The organism is Teichococcus oryzae, assembly GCF_008386565.1.
In the GTDB taxonomy this organism is placed as follows: domain Bacteria; phylum Pseudomonadota; class Alphaproteobacteria; order Acetobacterales; family Acetobacteraceae; genus Pseudoroseomonas; species Pseudoroseomonas oryzae.
In genome coordinates, this window is sequence record NZ_VUKA01000006.1 from 131,576 (window position 1) to 148,506 (window position 16,931).

At 66.5% G+C, this 16,931-nt stretch carries 14 protein-coding genes; 1 reads left to right on the forward strand and 13 read right to left on the reverse strand.

The annotated features are described in order from the left end of the window. Positions 1-2: 2 nt before the first annotated feature. Together proS and F0Q34_RS22350 are read right to left on the reverse strand one after the other, a co-directional pair. Positions 3-1,325 (reverse strand): proline--tRNA ligase, encoded by a 1,323-nt coding sequence (gene proS / locus F0Q34_RS13565; protein WP_149812762.1) that lies wholly within the window; start codon positions 1,323-1,325, stop codon positions 3-5. Between the two features lie 292 nt (positions 1,326-1,617). Next, entirely contained in the window at positions 1,618-2,061 is a 444-nt protein-coding gene (locus F0Q34_RS22350; RefSeq protein WP_241665480.1) for a DUF1467 family protein, read from the reverse strand. Between the two features lie 135 nt (positions 2,062-2,196). Between F0Q34_RS22350 and F0Q34_RS13575 the strand changes: the two genes are divergently transcribed. Next, on the forward strand, positions 2,197-3,318 hold the full coding sequence (locus tag F0Q34_RS13575) for an acyltransferase family protein (protein WP_149812763.1): 1,122 nt from the start codon (positions 2,197-2,199) through the stop codon (positions 3,316-3,318). A gap of 49 nt (positions 3,319-3,367) precedes the next feature. On the opposite strand, the gene F0Q34_RS13580 is transcribed toward F0Q34_RS13575, so the two are convergent. From F0Q34_RS13580 to nuoF, 11 genes are all read right to left on the reverse strand, one after another. Beyond that, on the reverse strand, positions 3,368-5,032 hold the full coding sequence (locus F0Q34_RS13580) for a ribonuclease J (protein WP_149812764.1): 1,665 nt from the start codon (positions 5,030-5,032) through the stop codon (positions 3,368-3,370). Between the two features lie 224 nt (positions 5,033-5,256). Next, positions 5,257-5,997, reverse strand: coding sequence for a biotin--[acetyl-CoA-carboxylase] ligase (locus F0Q34_RS13585; RefSeq protein ID WP_149812765.1), 741 nt, complete (start codon positions 5,995-5,997; stop codon positions 5,257-5,259). After that, positions 5,994-7,412 carry an NADH-quinone oxidoreductase subunit NuoN gene (gene nuoN / locus F0Q34_RS13590; protein WP_149812766.1) on the reverse strand — a complete coding sequence of 473 codons (1,419 nt, stop codon included), beginning with the start codon at positions 7,410-7,412 and terminating at the stop codon, positions 5,994-5,996. The genes F0Q34_RS13585 and nuoN overlap by 4 nt, the downstream gene beginning before the upstream one ends. Before the next feature lie 5 nt (positions 7,413-7,417). Next, entirely contained in the window at positions 7,418-8,929 is a 1,512-nt protein-coding gene (locus F0Q34_RS13595) for an NADH-quinone oxidoreductase subunit M (protein WP_149812767.1), read from the reverse strand. Continuing rightward, positions 8,926-10,842, reverse strand: a complete 1,917-nt coding sequence (nuoL, locus tag F0Q34_RS13600) for an NADH-quinone oxidoreductase subunit L (RefSeq protein ID WP_149812768.1) — start codon at positions 10,840-10,842, stop codon at positions 8,926-8,928. The genes F0Q34_RS13595 and nuoL overlap by 4 nt, the downstream gene beginning before the upstream one ends. Positions 10,843-10,846: 4 nt before the next feature. Next, complete coding sequence (gene nuoK, locus F0Q34_RS13605; RefSeq protein WP_149812769.1) at positions 10,847-11,158, reverse strand: NADH-quinone oxidoreductase subunit NuoK; 312 nt, start codon at positions 11,156-11,158, stop codon at positions 10,847-10,849. Further along, entirely contained in the window at positions 11,158-11,868 is a 711-nt protein-coding gene (locus F0Q34_RS13610; protein WP_149812770.1) for an NADH-quinone oxidoreductase subunit J, read from the reverse strand. The genes nuoK and F0Q34_RS13610 overlap by 1 nt, the downstream gene beginning before the upstream one ends. 129 nt (positions 11,869-11,997) lie before the next feature. Continuing rightward, the gene (nuoI, locus tag F0Q34_RS13615) at positions 11,998-12,486 is read right to left on the reverse strand and encodes an NADH-quinone oxidoreductase subunit NuoI (RefSeq protein WP_149812771.1); all 489 of its coding nucleotides are present in this window, start codon (positions 12,484-12,486) and stop codon (positions 11,998-12,000) included. Between the two features lie 50 nt (positions 12,487-12,536). Further along, positions 12,537-13,547, reverse strand: coding sequence for an NADH-quinone oxidoreductase subunit NuoH (gene nuoH, locus F0Q34_RS13620; RefSeq protein WP_149812772.1), 1,011 nt, complete (start codon positions 13,545-13,547; stop codon positions 12,537-12,539). 6 nt (positions 13,548-13,553) lie between these two features. Next, positions 13,554-15,614: an NADH-quinone oxidoreductase subunit NuoG gene (gene nuoG, locus F0Q34_RS13625; protein ID WP_149812773.1), complete on the reverse strand. Its 2,061-nt coding sequence runs from the start codon at positions 15,612-15,614 to the stop codon at positions 13,554-13,556. A gap of 3 nt (positions 15,615-15,617) precedes the next feature. After that, complete coding sequence (nuoF, locus tag F0Q34_RS13630; RefSeq protein WP_149812774.1) at positions 15,618-16,928, reverse strand: NADH-quinone oxidoreductase subunit NuoF; 1,311 nt, start codon at positions 16,926-16,928, stop codon at positions 15,618-15,620. Between the last annotated feature and the right edge of the window lie 3 nt (positions 16,929-16,931).

The following is a 16,931-nucleotide window of genomic DNA, read 5'->3' on the forward strand; positions in this document are numbered from 1 at the left end:
CCTCAGTGCCCCTGGGGCGCCGTGTTGATCCGCCGCAGCGCTTCCTCGACCGACACTTCCTCGCGCTCGCCGGTGGCGCGGCGCTTCAGCTCGATCTTCTCCGCCGCCGCGCCGCGCGGGCCGATGATCGCCTGCCAGGGATAGCCGGCGAGGTCGGCGTCGTTGAACTTGACGCCGGCGCGCTCGTTGCGGTCATCCAGCACGGCATCGCCCGGCAGGGAAGCATAGAGCTTCTCGCACAGCGTGTCGCAGCCCAGGTCGCCCGGCTTCAGGTTGAGGATCGCGCAGCGGAACGGCGCCACGGCATCCGGCCACTTGATGCCGGCCTCGTCATGGTTGGCCTCGATGATGGCGCCAAGCAGGCGGGACACGCCGATGCCGTAGGAGCCCATCTGCGGGGTGACGGGGTTGCCGTCCGGCCCGGCCACGCTGAGGCCCATCGTCTTGGAATACTTGTCGCCGAAATAGAAGATGTGGCCCACCTCGATGCCGCGCGCCGAAACCTGGTTCTCGGCGCCGATGGCGTTCCAGGCGGCCTCGTCATGCATCTCGTCGGTGGCGGCGTAGCGGCTGGTCCAGAAATCGACCACCGGATCGAGGCTGCCCTCGTAATCCGGCTTCTGCGCCAGCACGTCGAAATCCAGCAGGTCCTTGTGCAGGAAGACCTGGCTTTCGCCGGTTTCGGCCAGGATGATGAACTCGTGGCTGAGATCGCCGCCGATCGGGCCGGTATCGGCGCGCATCGGGATGGCCTTCAGCCCCATCCGCGCGAAGGTGCGCAGATAGGCGACGAACATCTTCTTGTAGGAAAGGCGGGCGGCCTCGGCGTCGATGTCGAAGGAATAAGCGTCCTTCATCAGGAACTCGCGCCCGCGCATCACGCCGAAGCGGGGGCGGATCTCGTCCCGGAACTTCCACTGGATGTGGTACAGGTTGCGCGGCAGGTCACGGTAGGACTTGGCGTAGGATTTGAAGATGTCCGTGACCATTTCCTCGTTGGTCGGGCCATACAGCATGTCGCGCTCATGCCGGTCGGTGATGCGCAGCATCTCCTTGCCGTAATCGTCATAGCGGCCGGACTGGCGCCACAGATCCGCGCTCTGGATCGTCGGCATCAGGATTTCCTGGGCGCCGGCGGCGTCCTGTTCCTCCCGCACGATCTGGCTGACTTTTTGCAGCACACGGAGACCGAGCGGCAGCCAGGCATAAATGCCGGCCGAGGTCTGCCGGATCATGCCCGCGCGCAGCATCAGCTTGTGCGAGGCGATGGCGGCCTCGGCGGGAACTTCTTTCAGGGTGGGCAGGAAGGCGCGGGAGAGGCGCAAGGCTCGGGCTCCGGTGAAACAGGCGCGCGGAAGGTAAGGGCGTGGCCCCGGATATGCCAGGGGTGATGCGATCCTCTCGGCGCAGACAAAAAAAGGGCCACACCTGAAGTGCGGCCCGAGTTTAGGGAGGAAACGCCAGTCACACGGCAGGAAGAGAACCAGCTCTCTTCCTGTTCCCGATCCTGCCGCCCAGCCGATTTTGCCGCAATGCAAAAACAGAATATTCAGATGATAAAATGGGCACGGAAATCCACCATGCCCGAGTAAGGGGCAACTCCTGCTCCAGAACGCCTTATTGTGCCTTATCAATGGTCATTGACAGACTGCCGCCGGGACGGAAGCTCAGCCAATCACTGCTCACAAGAGCAAAAATGCCCAGAAAGATCAGCACGGACGCCACGGTGGTCCAGATCAGCTTGCGCCCGATATTCGGTGCGCGCGGCGTGCCGCGCCACCCGCCGGTGGCCGCATCCCCCTCGGCATCCGTCTGCACGCCGATGGGGAGCATGGCGAACAACACCACCCACCACACCATCACAAACACCATCACACCCGTGAACCAGTTCATGGCCTGACCCTCTTTCCACCGCTTGCGGATGGAGATAGGCCTTGCCCGCCGCCCAGGCCAGGGCGGCGCGTGTGTCGCTGCGGCGGCGTCCTGATGGGCGGCACCTTGGCGGCAGGGCAGCGTCAAGGGGCTCCCCGCCACCACGCCCCAGGGCACGAAGACGCGCATGGCGCCGCTCCGGATTCGGGCGGGCCGTCCCTGGCCTCAAGGCGCGGACCGAGGCGGCCATCATCCGCCTGCCGCGCCCTAACCCGGCCGAGGATCTGCCTTCGGGCCCTCCCCGGCCGCCGGAATCGGGATTTCATGACCACCAACTCCTCTCCCCGGCTCGTTGAACTGGATTCGCTGCGCGGCATCGCCGCCATGATCGTGGTGCTGCACCATGCCTATCTCTCGATCCTTGGCGCCCCCTCCTGGCTGCACTGGCTGGTCATGGAAACGCCGCTGCGCCCCGTGGGCACCGGGCGGCAGGCGGTCATCTTCTTCTTTGTGTTGAGCGGCTATGTGCTGACCCTGGCCCTGCAACGCCAGGAGGCGAAGCAGCGGGGCGGTGCCCTGACCCTGCCCGGCTGGGCGCAATATGCCCTTCAGCGGGCGGTGCGGCTGGGCTTGCCGGTGCTGGCAGCGGTTCTGGTGTCAGCCGCGCTGCAATGGGCCTTCTGGCGCGGCCCCCTGCCGGAAGGCACGCCACACATCCTGGGCGGCGCCGGATGGCGGGTCATGTGGAGCTGGTCCGACCTGCTCAGCCAGGTTCTGCTGCTGCGCAGCGGCGATGGCTTTCAGCTCAACCCGGTTCTGTGGTCGCTGGTGCATGAATGGCGGATCGCGCTGCTGCTGCCCCTCGCCTTGCTGTTCCGCGGCCGCGTGGCGCTGCTGCTGGCCGTGGCGCTGCTGGGGGCGGCGGTGGCGCGGCTGGCCGGCATGCCGGAAGGCCAGGTGGCGCTGGGCCAGAGCCTGCCGGGCAGCTTCGCGGCCAGTGCCGGCTTTCTGCCGGCCTTTGCCGCGGGCGCGGCGCTGGCGCTGTGCCCACCGCCGCGGCTCAGCCGCAGCCACTCGCTGGCCGCCGGCATCTCGGTGGCGGTGATGGCGATGGCGGCGCATGACTACGGGATCATCGCCGCCTCGGTGCTGCTGATCCTGCTGGCGCAACGGGGCGCGACCTTGGCACGGCTGCTGCGGCGGCCGGTGCTGCTGTGGCTCGGGCGGATCTCCTTCAGTCTCTATCTGGTCCACATGCCGCTGCTGCTGGCGCTGACGCATCTGTGCTTCGGCGTGCTGCCGCCCTGGCTGATCGCCGCTCTCGCAGTTCCGCTGTCGCTGCCCCTGGCGGAGGCCATGAACCGCCTCGTCGAGCAGCCGGCGCATCGCCTGGCGCGCAGGATCCCGCGCCCAGGCGGGCCGCAGCCGGCGTTGGGGCGCACATAAGAAAAGGGCCGGGGATCGCTTCCCGGCCCTTCGCGTCATTCCGCCGCGTTCAAACGCGCAGCACATGAACCTCCACGCTGGGCCGCTTGCGCAGGCGGCGGCTTACCGCCTTGCGCAACGCGGTGCGCGCGGCATCCCTCAGGAGGTCGTCGGACTCCTTCAGCGGCGCCGGCAGATCGGTCACGGCACGGGCCAGTTCGTCGGCCAGCTGGCCGGGTTCCAGGTCGCCCATCTCGAACAGGCCGGGCGCGGAAAGCTGCGGCGTCCCGAGGACGCGGCCATCCTGGTCCACCGCGAGGGACGCCACCACAACACCGTTGAACAGCATCTTGCGTCGCGCGCCGAGAACCGCGCCTTCCAACGGCAGCAGGCGGTCGCCATCGACCACAAGCTGGCCGGTGGGCACGCCTTCCACCACATCCGGCGCCGCATTGCCGGAAAGCGGCGCCAGGCGCAGCACGTCGCCATCCTCCACCAGGACCGGGGTCGCGCCCATCTCCTTGGCGAGAGCGGCGTGTTCCTGCAGGTGGCGCCATTCGCCATGCACCGGCACGGCGAAGCGGGGCTTCACCAGCGAGTAAAGCCGCTTCAGCTCGTCCCGCGCCGGGTGGCCGGACACATGCACCATGTGGTCATCGGCCGTCATCACGCGGCAGCCACCCCGCGCCAGCTCATCCTGCATGCGCAGAATGGCCTTCTCGTTGCCCGGGATCATGCGGGAGGAGAAGATCACTGTGTCCCCTTCCCCGAGCGAGATGCGCGGGTGGGTGTCGGCGGCGATCTTGGCCATGGCCGACCGTTCCTCGCCCTGGCTGCCGGTGCAGATGATCAGCAGCTGGTCATCCGGCACGTCATCCGCCTCATCCTCGGACAGGAAGGGCGGCACGTTCTGGAGATAGCCGCATTCCCGCGCCGCCGCCTCGGCATTGCGGAGGGAGCGGCCGAACAGGGCAACTTGCCGTCCTGCCGCCTTGGCGGCCAGGGCGATGGTTTCCACCCGCGCCACATTGGTGGCGAAGCAGGTGACGGCAACACGGCCCTTCAACTGGCGGATCAGCGCCGTCATGGAACGGCGCACATCGGCCTCGGAGCCGGAATGACCTTCCACCAGGGCATTGGTGCTGTCGCAGACCATGGCCAGAACACCGTCGCGGCCAAGCTGCGCGAAGGCGGCCTCGTCAGTTGGCTGGCCGATCAGCGGATCGGGGTCCAGCTTCCAGTCGCCCGTGTGCAGCACCGTGCCGTAGCGGGTGGTGATGGCGATGGATTGCGGCTCCGGCACCGAATGGGTGACGCGGATGAAGCGGATGCCGAACGGCCCCAGCTCCAGCGAGCCGCCGAGCGGCACGGTGATCAGCTTCACCTGCCCCATCAGCCCCGCCTCGCCCAGCTTGCGGCGCAGCACGGCCGCGGTGAAGGGGCTGGCATAGATCGGGCAGCGCAGCTGCGGCCAGAGCGGCGCCACGGCGCCGATATGGTCCTCATGCGCATGGGTGATGATCAACCCGACCAGCTTGTCACGCCGGTCGGCCAGCCAACCGGGATCGGGCACCATGACCTCGGCCTCGGGATTGTCGGCGCCGCCGAAGCCCAGGCCGCAATCCACCGCCAGAAGCTGGCCGTCGCAGCGATAGACGTTCAGGTTGAGGCCGATCTCTCCCGTCCCGCCCAGAGGTATGAAGGCGAGGTCGTTGTCACTTTGAATCAGGTTCATTCTTTCTCACTTGTTGTTCTTGTTTCAGTCATGCGGAACGGATGCGGCCCGGACGGGCAAAGGTCATGGCCCTCGCGCCTCGCCGATTGCGGGGCCGGCGCGTCAGGCAAACTTTCACGGTAACAAATAGGATGGTGAGTCCGTTGCGCCAACAGGCGGACCCGAAGGATACTGGGAAATCGTTCCTCCGGCCCGGCCGCCAGAGAAAGGGCGGATGCGATGCCTCAGCCCGCGATCTCCCCGGAAACAAAGGCCCGGGCCGTGCCGCCGACATCCAGCAACAGGCGGCCATCATCGGCCAGGCCCAGGAAGCGGCCGCGATGCGCCTCGCCCCCCCGCCGCAATTCAAGCTCGCCGCCGATGGCCGGGCCATAACCCAGCCAGGCCTGCCTGACGCAGGCGAAGCCCAGCCTCGCCTGCCGCTGCCGCCACTCGGCCAATGTTCGCAGCAATGCACCGGCGAAGCGGGCGGGGTCAGGCGGCGGTAGCCCGGCCTGGGCGAAGCTGGCGGTGGGCCGGTCAGGAAGCTCCGGCGCATGCGCCAGGTTGACGCCCAGCCCGAAGACCACCCAGGCAAGCCCTCCCTCCGCATCGGCGGATGCGTCGGTCAGGATGCCGGCGCATTTGGCGCCCCCCAGCAGCAGGTCATTCGGCCATTTCAGCGCCAGCGGCGCACCGTCCGGCAGAAAGCCGCGGGCGCATTCGGCCAGCGCCACGGCGGCCATCAGCGACCATTGCGGCAGGTCGCGGATGGCGCCACCCGGCCGCCAAAGCAGCGAAAGGTAAAGATTTCCGGGTGGCGAGCGCCAGGAACGGCCCTGGGTGCCGCGGCCGGCGGATTGCCGGCGGGCCAGAATGGCGAGCCCTTCCGGCTCGCCATCGGCCGCCGCGGCCAGCACCGCATCCTGGGTGCTGGCCAGTTCATCATGGACGCTGAGGCGCCACGATCCGGAAGGAAAGCTCAACCCACCAGCGCGGCCACGGCCGCCTGCGCCGCCGCAAGGAAGGGTGCCGGGAACAGGAAGAAGAACACCGTGAACAGCCCCGTGCCGGCCAGCACGATGGACAGGCTGTTCGGGCGCGGGTCCAGCGCTTCCCCGGCATCGAAATACATCACCTTGATGATGCGCAGGTAGTAATAGGCCGACACGGCGGAGGACAGCACGCCGACCACGGCCAGCGTCCAGTAGCCGCCCTGCACCGCCGCCAGGAACACATAAAGCTTGCCGAAGAAGCCAGCCAGCGGCGGGATGCCGGCCATGGACAGCATGAACACCGTCATGGCCAGGGCCATGGCCGGATCGGACTTGCCGAGGCCGGCGAGGTCGTCCACCCCCTCCAGCGCGCGGCCCTTACGGCGCATCGCCACCAACACGGCAAAGGCGCCGACATTGGTGAACAGGTAGATCGCCATGTAGAGCAGCAGGCCGCGGACGCCGAGCTCGCTGCCCACCGCCAGGCCGATCAGCGCGTAGCCCACATGGCCGATCGAGGAATAGGCCATCAGCCGCTTGATGTTGCGCTGCCCGATGGCCGCCAGGGCGCCCAGGATCATGGAGCCCAAGGAGGCGATCAGCAACACCTGCTGCCACTGCACGGCCAGTTCGGCGAAGGGACCGGCCACAACGCGGGTCAGCAGCGCGATGGCGGCCACCTTGGGCGCGGTGGCGAAGAAGGCCGTGACCGGGGTCGGCGCGCCCTCATAAACGTCCGGCGTCCACATGTGGAACGGCACGGCGGAGATCTTGAAGGCCAGGGCCGCCAGCACGAAGACCAGGCCAATCACCAGGCCGAAGGGCGCGGTTTCGCTGCTGGTGATGGCATTCGCGATACCATCGAAATTGGTCGAGCCAGAGAAGCCATACACCAACGAGGAGCCATACAGCAGCAGGCCGGACGCCAGCGCGCCCAGCACGAAGTATTTGAGGCCCGCTTCCGCGGAACGCTCGCTGTCGCGGTTGAAGGCGGCGATGACGTAAAGCGAGAGCGACAGCAATTCGAGGCCAAGATACAGCGCGATCAGGTCATTGGCCGAGACCATGACCATCATGCCGACCGTGCTGAGCAGCAGCAGGACGGCGAACTCGAAGCGCGCCAGGCCTTCCTTGCGGTTCCAGTCCATGGCCAGGAGCAGGCCAAGGGCGGCACCGGCCAGCACCAGCAGCTTCATGAACTTGGTGAAGGCATCGGAAACGTATTGGCCGAGGAAAGCCTCGCCGTCCGGCTGCGCCACCACCAGCACGCCCGCCAGCAGCAGCGCACCCAGCGTCGCCATGCTGGCGGCGAAGTCGGTGTCGCGCTTCGGCAGCACCGCGATGGCCAGGATCACCAGCCCGGCGACCGCCAGAACCAGTTCGGGGAGGATGAGGGTCCAGTTCATGCCACTCACATCCCGGCCAGGCGCGGCAGGGCCATCGCGGCTTCATGCCGCGTGACGAGCGCCGCCACGCTGGCCTCGAAGAAGGAAAGGAAGGAAGACGGGTAGATGCCCATCCACAATGTCAGGAGGATCAGCGGCGCGAAGGTGACGTATTCGCGCGGGCTGAGATCGAGCAGGGCCTTGAGGTCCTCGCGGCTGATGCGGCTGAACACCACCCGCCGGTACAGGTAAAGCATGTAGCCCGCGCCCAGGATCATGCCCAGCGCGCCGCCAAAGGCGACCCAGGGATTGGCCTGCCAGGCGCCGACGATCACCAGGAACTCGCCCGGGAATCCCGCCGTGCCCGGCAGCGCGATGGAGCCCATGGTGAACAGCATGAACACCATGGCGTAGGACGGCATGATCTTGGCAACGCCGCCATAGCGCGCGATCTCGCGGCTGTGGACCCGGTCGTAAAGCACGCCGACGCAAAGGAACAGCGCGCCGGAGACGATGCCGTGGCTCAGCATCTGGAAGATCGCGCCGGACAGGCCCTGATGGTTCAGGGTGAAGATGCCCATCGTCACGATGCCCATATGGGCCACGGAGGAATAGGCGATCAGCTTCTTCATGTCCTCCTGCGCCAGCGCCACCAGGGAGGTGTAGACCACGGCGATGACGGACAGCGCGAAGATCAGCGGCGCGAACCATTCCGTAGCCTGCGGCAGCAGCGGGAGGGAGAAGCGCAGGAAGCCATAGCCGCCCATCTTCAGCAGCACGCCGGCCAGGATAACGGAACCGGCGGTCGGCGCCTCGACATGCGCGTCCGGCAGCCAGGTGTGCACCGGCCACATCGGCACCTTCACGGCGAAGGAGGCGAGGAAGGCCAGGAACAGCCAGACCTGGACGGAGGGATCGAGCTGCAGGTTGAAGATCTCGGGGATCGAGCTGGTGCCGGCCTCGTACCACAGCAGCAGCATGGCCAGCAGCATCAGCAGCGAGCCGAGCAGCGTGTAGAGGAACAGCTTGTAGGCGGCGTAGACGCGCCGCGCCCCGCCCCAGATCCCGATGATCAGGAACATCGGGATCAGCACGCCCTCGAAGAAGATGTAGAACATCACCACGTCGAGCGCGCAGAACATGCCCACCATCATCGTCTCCAGGACGAGGAAGGCGATCATGTACTCACGGACCCGGCTCTGCACCGCCTCCCAGGAGGCCAGGATGCAGACCGGCACCAGCAGGGTCGAGAGCAGCACGAACAGCACCGAGATGCCGTCCACGCCCATGTGGTAGCCGAGGCCGAATTCCGGCATCCAGCTGATCTGCTCGACGAACTGGAAGTCCGCCGTGGTCTTGTCGAACTGGAACCACAGGATCAGCGACAGGCCGAAGGTGATCAGGCTGGTCCACAATGCGGTCCAGCGGGCATTGGAGGCAACCACCGCCTCCTCCCCCCGGATGAACAGGATGATTCCCGCGCCCACCAGCGGCAGGAAGGTGAGCAGCGAGAGCAGGGGAAAACCCGCGGCGTTCATCGGCCGACCCCGAAGACGAAGATGGACACAAACAGGACAAGCCCGATGATCATGGCGAAGGCATAGTTGGCGACGCGGCCCGATTGCAGCCGCACCACCCGGCCGGAGGCATGAACCGTCAGCGCCGCCGCGCCATTGGGCATGCCGTCGATGATCTTGACGTCGCCAACCTGCCATAGCTTGCGCGCCAGGGAGCGGGCCGGGCGGACGAAGATGCGGTCATACAGCTCGTCGAAATACCACTTGTTCAGCAGGAAGCGGTACAGCCCCGGGACCGCCGCGGCGATCCGCCCCGGCAGCTTCGGCATGAACATGTAGAGCGCATAGGCCAGCGCTATGCCGGCGAGGCCAACCACGGTCGGCGCCAACGGCACCCACTCCGGCACCTCATGCGCGTCGTGCATGATGTGGTTGTGCGGGGCATTGACGATGGAGCCGTTCCAGAACTCCGCCCAATGATGGCCGACGAACTGGTCGTAGAAATACGCGCCGGTGAACAGTGCGCCCACCGCCAGGACCAGCAGCGGGATCAGCATGACCGCCGGGCTCTCATGCACGTGCTCCATCGTGTGATGGTCGGCGCGCGGGGTGCCGTGGAAGGTCATGATGATCAGGCGCCAGGAATAGAAGGCGGTCATGAAGGCGGCCAGGATGCCGCAGATGAAGGCGTATTTGGCGGTCCAGCCATGGCCGGCGAAGGCTGCCTCCAGGATCATGTCCTTGGAATAGTAGCCGGCGAAGTAGGGCACGCCGGCCAGCGCCAGGGAGCCGATCCAGAACAGTGCATAGGTGACAGGGATCTTCTTCCAGATGCCGCCCATCTTGCGGATGTCCTGCTCGTCCGACATCGCGTGGATCACTGAGCCAGCGCCCAGGAACAGCAGCGCCTTGAAGAAGGCGTGGGTGAAGAGGTGGAACACCGCCGCCTGATAGGCGCCGACGCCCACCGCAAAGAACATGTAGCCGAGCTGCGAGCAGGTCGAATAGGCGATCACCCGCTTGATGTCGTTCTGCACCATGCCGACCGAGGCGGCGAACAGCGCCGTGGTGGCGCCGATCACGGTGACGAAGCCCAGCACGTTGGGCGCGTATTCCACCAGCGGCGACATGCGCGCCATCAGGAAGACGCCCGCGGTGACCATGGTGGCCGCGTGGATCAGCGCGGAAACCGGCGTCGGGCCTTCCATGGCGTCCGGCAGCCAAGTGTGCAGGCCGATCTGCGCCGACTTGCCCATGGCACCCAGGAAGAAGAACAGCGCGATCAGCTCCAGCACCGGCATGCCGGCGAAGGTGGACTGACGTGCGGCCTCGACACCCTGGAAGATGCCGTTGAACTCGATGGTGCCGAAGGTCCAGAAGGTCAGCGCCATGCCGAGCATGAAGAACAGGTCGCCCACGCGGTTGACGATGAAGGCCTTCATCGCGGCGCGGTTAGCGCTTTCGCGCTCATACCAGTAGCCGATCAGCAGGTAGCTCGCGAGACCGACGCCCTCCCAGCCGAAGAAGAGCTGGAGCAGGTTATCGGCCGTCACCAGCATCAGCATCATGAAGGTGAACAGCGAGAGGTAGGCGAAGAAGCGCGGCTGCGTCTCGTCATGGGACATGTAGCCCACGCTGTAGAGATGGATCATGGTCGAGATCAGCGTGACCATGCCGACCATCATCGCCGCTAGCGTGTCGTAGCGCAGCGCCCAGGAAAGCTGCAGCCCGCCGACATCCAGCCAGGTGACGATATCCACCGTGGCGGGGGCGTGGTTGAAGCCCACCTGGATGAAGGCCGAGATCCCGCACAGCGCGGCCAGCGCCATGCAGACCACGGTCACCCATTGCGCCAGCTTGTCACCCAGCCAGCGGCCGAAGAAGCCGCAGATGCAGGCCCCGAGAAGCGGAAAGAAGACAGCACCGACATACATGGCTTCAGCCCTTCAGGGTGGAAATGTCTTCCACCTCGATGCTGCCGCGGTTGCGGAAGTAGATGACAACGATGGCCAGGCCGATCGCGGCCTCGGCCGCCGCGACCGTCAGCACGAACATGGCGAAGACCTGCCCGGTGAGATCCTGCAGGACGGAGGAGAAGGCCACCAGGTTCAGGTTCACCGAGAGCAGGATCAGCTCGAGCGACATCAGGATGACGATGATGTTCTTCCTGTTCAGGAAGATGCCGAAGATCCCGAGCACGAACAGGATCGCGCTGACCGTGAGATAATGGCCGAGGCCGATGCTCAACATCAGTGATGCCCCCCGTGATGGCCGCCATGGCCGTGGTCATCCTGCGCGACCGCCTTGGGCTTGGGCGGCTCGGGCAGCTTGCGGCGGATGATGCCGAGGGTGCCGAGGCCGGCACCGGCCGGAACCTTGGCCAGCGGCACAGCCTCGGCGCGGGCGATCTGCGTGCCGATGTCCTGGCGCTTGCTGTTGGCCGGCTTGTCGCGCAGCGTCAGCACGATGGCGCCGATCATGGCGACCAGCAGGATCAGCCCGGAGATCTGGAACAGGTAGATGTAGTCCGTATAGACCAGCCGCCCCAGCGCCTCGGTGTTGGTGACGGTGGGGTCCGCCGGCACGGCGTTCATCCGCAGCGTCGCCGCATCCGGCGCGAACTGCCAGGAGCCGTAAACGAAGAGCAGCTCCAGGAACAGGATCGCCCCGATCACGGCGCCCAGCGGCGCGTAGCGCTGGAAGCCCTGCCGCAGCTGCGCGAAGTCGATGTCCAGCATCATGACGACGAACAGGAACAGGACCGCGACCGCGCCCACATAAACGATGACCAGGATCATCGCCAGGAACTCGGCGCCCGCCATCAGGAAGAGCGCCGAGGCGTTGAAGAAGGCCAGGATCAGGAACAGCACACTGTGCACCGGGTTCCGGCTGGTCACCACCATGACCGCGGATGCGATCAGGATGGCCGCGAAGATGTAGAAGGCAAGAGCGGCGATCATCGCGGCCCGCCCGCGTGCAGATGCTGCATCATGGCACCGTTCCAAGAAAAGGGCCGCCCAGGCAGGAGGGCGGGGCCGTGCTGAAAGGCTGCGGGGATGTCACGGCCGGTTCCATGCCCGCAGCGAAGCTCAGCGGTAAGGGGCGTCGAGTTCGAGCCGCTTGGCGATCTCAGGCTCCCAGCGGTCACCGTTCGAAAGCAGGCGGTTCTTGTCGTAGAGCAGCTCGGCCCGCGTTTCGGTCGCGAACTCGAAATTAGGCCCCTCGACAATGGCATCCACCGGGCAGGCTTCCTCGCACAACCCGCAATAGATGCACTTCGTCATGTCAATGTCGTAGCGCGTGGTGCGGCGCGATCCGTCCTCGCGGGGCTCTGCCTCGATGGTGATGGCGAGCGCCGGGCAGACCGCCTCGCACAGCTTGCAGGCGATGCAACGCTCTTCCCCATTGGGATAGCGGCGCAGCGCATGCTCGCCCTTGAAGCGGGGAGACAGCGCCGTTTTCTCGTAAGGGTAGCTGATGGTCGACTTCTTGCTGAAGAAATACTTCAGCGTCAGCGCCATGCCCGAGACAAGCTCGGTCAGCAGCAGGCTGCGCGCCATGCGGTCAAGCGATGCCATCTCTCACCTCGTCGCGCGGGGCAGGCCCGCGCCGATCGTCTTGAAACAGGTCATGCCGGCAGCCACCCCGCGAGCTTCAGCACGGCGGCCGTCAGCACCAGCCAGACCAGGCTGAACGGCAGGAACACCTTCCAGCCCAGCCGCATCAGCTGGTCATAGCGGTAGCGCGGGAACGTCGCGCGCACCCAGACGAAGGTGAACATGCAGAGGCACACCTTCAGGATGAACCAGATGGGGCCCGGCAGCCAGTTGAAGGGCGCGATGTCCATCGGCGGCAGCCAGCCACCCAGGAACAGGGTGGTGGTCATGGCCGACATGAGGAACATGTTGGCGTATTCGCCCAGGAAGAACAGCGCGTAGGTCATGGAGGAATATTCCACCATGAAGCCCGCCACGAGTTCGGACTCGCCTTCCGCCAGGTCAAAGGGCGGGCGGTTGGTCTCGGCCAGGGTCGAGATGAAGAAGATGATGAACATCGGGAAGAGCGGGATGAAGAACCACACCGTCTTCTGCGCCAGCACGATCTCCGTCAGGTTCAGCGAACCTACGCAAAGCAGCACCGTCACGATCACGAAGCCCATCGAGACTTCGTAGGACACCATCTGCGCCGCCGAGCGCAGCGCGCCCAGGAAGGCGTATTTCGAGTTCGACGCCCAACCGGCGATGATGATGCCGTACACGCCGAGCGAGGAAATCGCGAAAAGGTAGAGGATGCCGACATTGATGTCGGCGATCGCCCAGCCCTCATTCACCGGGATCACCGCCCAGGCGATCATCGCCAGGATGAAGGTCAGCACCGGACCGAGGATGAACAGCGCCCGGTTGGCGCCCGAGGGGATGATCGTTTCCTTCAGCAGCATCTTCGCGGCATCCGCGAAGGGCTGCAGCAGGCCGAGCGGCCCCACCATGTTCGGGCCGACGCGCATCTGCATCGCCGCCATGATCTTGCGCTCGGCATAGGTCATGTAGGCGACCGCGATCAGCAGCGGGACCAGCATCGCCAGCGTCTGCAGGACGGTGATGATCAGCACCCCGATCGGGGAGGCAAGGAAGGCTTCCATCGGGGCTTACTCCGCCGCCAGCCGCGGCGCGGGGTCGTTGTAGATGCGGCTGCACTGCGCCATCGTTTCCGAGGCGCGGCTCACCGCATCCGCCAGCCAGTAATCGCTGATCGGCAGGGTGAAGGCGGCCTCGCCCAGGGCGCCGCCGGCCTGCGGGCCGGCGGTGTCGGCGCAACCCCCGGCCATCCGGCCATCGACCGCGCCGAAGATCGGGTTGAAGGCGACCATGCGTTCGCGCAGCGCGTCCAGCGTGTCGAAATCCAGCGCCACGTCCAGCGCGGCGCCGGCGGCGCGAATGATGCGCCAGTCCTCCTTCGCCTCGCCGGGCGGGAACAGGGCCAGGCGGCCCCGCTGCACCCGCCCCTCGGTGGAGACGTAGGTGCCTTCCTTCTCGGTATAGGCCGCGCCGGGCAGGATCACGTCGGCGCGCGCCGCGGCCTTGCCGCCGTGATGGCCCTGATACACCACGAAGGTGCCCGCGGGGATCGCAGATGCCTCGATGTTGTCGGCGCCCAGCAACCACAACGCTTCCAGCCCGCCCTGCAGCATGCCGGCGACGTCGCGCCCCCCCTCGCCCGGCACGAAGCCGGCATCGAGGGCACCGACCTGGCCGCCAAACAGGTGCAGCACGTTGAAGCCGTGCCATTCCGGCGTCAGCCCGCCGAAAGCATTCGCCAGATCCCAGGCAGCGGCCAGCACCGCCGCGCCATCCGGCCGCGCCAAAGCCGCCCGCCCGACGATCACCATCGGCTTGCTGGCGGCCTTGAGCGTTTCGGCGAAGCCGAGGCTGCCATCCATCAGGCCGGCGATCGCCGCCGGCCCCTCGCCCAGATGCTCGGTATTGTAGGTGAGATCGAGGCCCTTCGGTCCGATATGCGCCACCTTCAGCGCGCCGGAGGCCCAGCGCTTGCGGATGCGGGCATTCAGCACCGGCGCTTCCTTGCGCGGGTTGCTGCCGATGATCACCAGCGCGTCCGCCTCCTCGATCCCGGCGATGCCGGTGTTGAAGAGGTAGAAATCGCGGCGCGAGGTGTCGATTGCGGCGCCGTCCTGCCGGCAATCGGTGTTGGCCGAACTGAGGCCGCGCATCAGCGCGCGCAGCGCGAAGGCGCTTTCGGCATCCACCAGGTCGCCGGCAATGGCGCCGACCTGGTCGCCCTTCAGGCCCTGCATCTTCTCGCTGATGACGGCGAAGGCTTCCTCCCAGCTCGCCTGGCGCAGCTTGCCGTCCTTGCGGACCCAGGGGCGGTCGAGGCGCTGCCGCTTCAGCCCGTCAAAGGCGAAGCGGCCGCGATCGGCCATCCATTCCTCGTTCACGTCATCATTGACGCGCGGCAGGATGCGGACCACCTCCGGGCCCCGCGTGTCGACGCGGATATTGGTGCCGGTGGCGTCTAGCACGTCGATGCTGTCCGTCTTCCGCAGCTCCCAGGGGCGCGCGACATAGGCATAGGGACGGCTGGTCAGCGCGCCGACCGGGCAGATGTCGATCAAATTGCCGGACAGCTCGGTGGTCAGCGCCTTCTCGACATAGGTGCCGATCTGCATGTCCTCGCCACGGCCGGTCGCACCCAGCTCCGGCACGCCCGCGACCTCGGTCGCGAAGCGCACGCAGCGGGTGCACTGGATGCAGCGGTTCATGATCGTTTTGACCAGGGGGCCGAGGTACTTGTCCTTGACGGCCCGCTTCTCCTCCCGGTAGCGGCCGCCCTGCCCGCCATAGGCCGTCGCCTGGTCCTGCAGGTCGCACTCGCCGCCCTGGTCGCAGATCGGGCAATCCAGCGGGTGGTTGATCAGCAGGAATTCCATGACGTTGCGGCGGGCGTTGCGGACCATCGGGCTGTCCGTGAACACCTTCATGCCGTCCGCCACGGGATAGGCGCAGGAAGCCACCGGCTTCGGCGCCTTCTCCACCTCGACGAGGCACATGCGGCAATTGCCGGCGACGCTCAGCCGCTCATGGTAGCAGAAGCGAGGGATCTCCTTGGCCGCGGCCTCGCAGGCCTGCAGCACCGTGGCGCCGTTCGGGACCTCGATCTCGATCCCGTCAACCGTGACCTTTGCCATGGCTTACTCCGCCGCCAGCGGAACGGTGCCGCCGGCCCTCTTCGCCTTGTACGCGGCGATGCGCTCTTCCATCACCGGCCGGAAGTGCCGGATCAGCCCCTGCACCGGCCACACGCCGCCATCGGCCAGCGCGCAAATGGTATGGCCCTCGATCTGGCGGGTGACGCTCTCCAGGACGTCGATCTCCTCCAGCTCGGCGCGGCCCTCGACCATGCGGGCCATCAGGCGCTTCTGCCAGCCCATGCCCTCGCGGCAGGGGGTGCACTGGCCGCAGCTCTCATGCTTGTAGAAATCGGCCAGGCGGGCGATCGCCTTGATGATGTCGGTGGACTTGTCCATCACGATCACGCCCGCCGTGCCGAGGCCCGATTTGTGCTCGCGCAGCGCGTCGAAATCCATCAGCACGTCGTCGCAGATGTGCTTCGGCAGCAGCGGGGTCGAGGAGCCGCCGGGGATGACGGCCAGCAGGTTGTCCCAGCCGCCGCGCACGCCGCCGGCATAGCGCTCGATCAGCTCCCGCATGGGGATGCTCATCTCGGCTTCCACGTTGCAGGGCTTGTTCACATGGCCCTGGATGCAGAACACCTTGGTGCCGCTGTTCTTCGGGCGCCCGAAGGAGGCGAACCAGGAGGCGCCACGGCGCAGGATCTCCGGCACCACGGCGATGGTCTCGACGTTGTTCACAGTCGTCGGGCAGCCATACAGGCCCACCGCCGCCGGGAAGGGCGGCTTCAGGCGCGGCATGCCCTTCTTGCCTTCCAGGCTCTCGATCAGCGCGGTTTCCTCGCCGCAGATATAGGCGCCGGCGCCGCGATGCACGTAAAGGTTGAAATCCCAGCCGCTGCCCGCGGCATTCGGCCCGAGCAGCCCGGCCTCATAGGCCTCGTCGATAGCGGCCTGCAGCACCAGGTGCTCGTTGTAATACTCGCCGCGCACATAGATGTAGCCGGCATGCGCGCCCATGGCGACACCAGCGATCAGGCAACCTTCGATCAGCGTGTGCGGATCGTTGCGGATGATGTCACGGTCCTTGCAGGTGCCCGGCTCGGACTCGTCGCAATTGACCACGAGGTAGGAAGGACGCCCATCCGGGCTTTCCTTCGGCATGAAGCTCCATTTGAGGCCGGTCGGGAAGCCGGCGCCGCCACGGCCGCGCAAGCCGGACTGCTTCATCTCCTCGATGATCCAGTCCCGCCCCTTGGCGATGATGCCGGCCGTGCCGTCCCAGTTGCCGCGCCGCCGCGCCTCCTTCAGCCCCCAGTGATGGATGCCGTAGAGGTTGGTGAAGATGCGGTCCTTGTCGCTCAGCGCCATGGC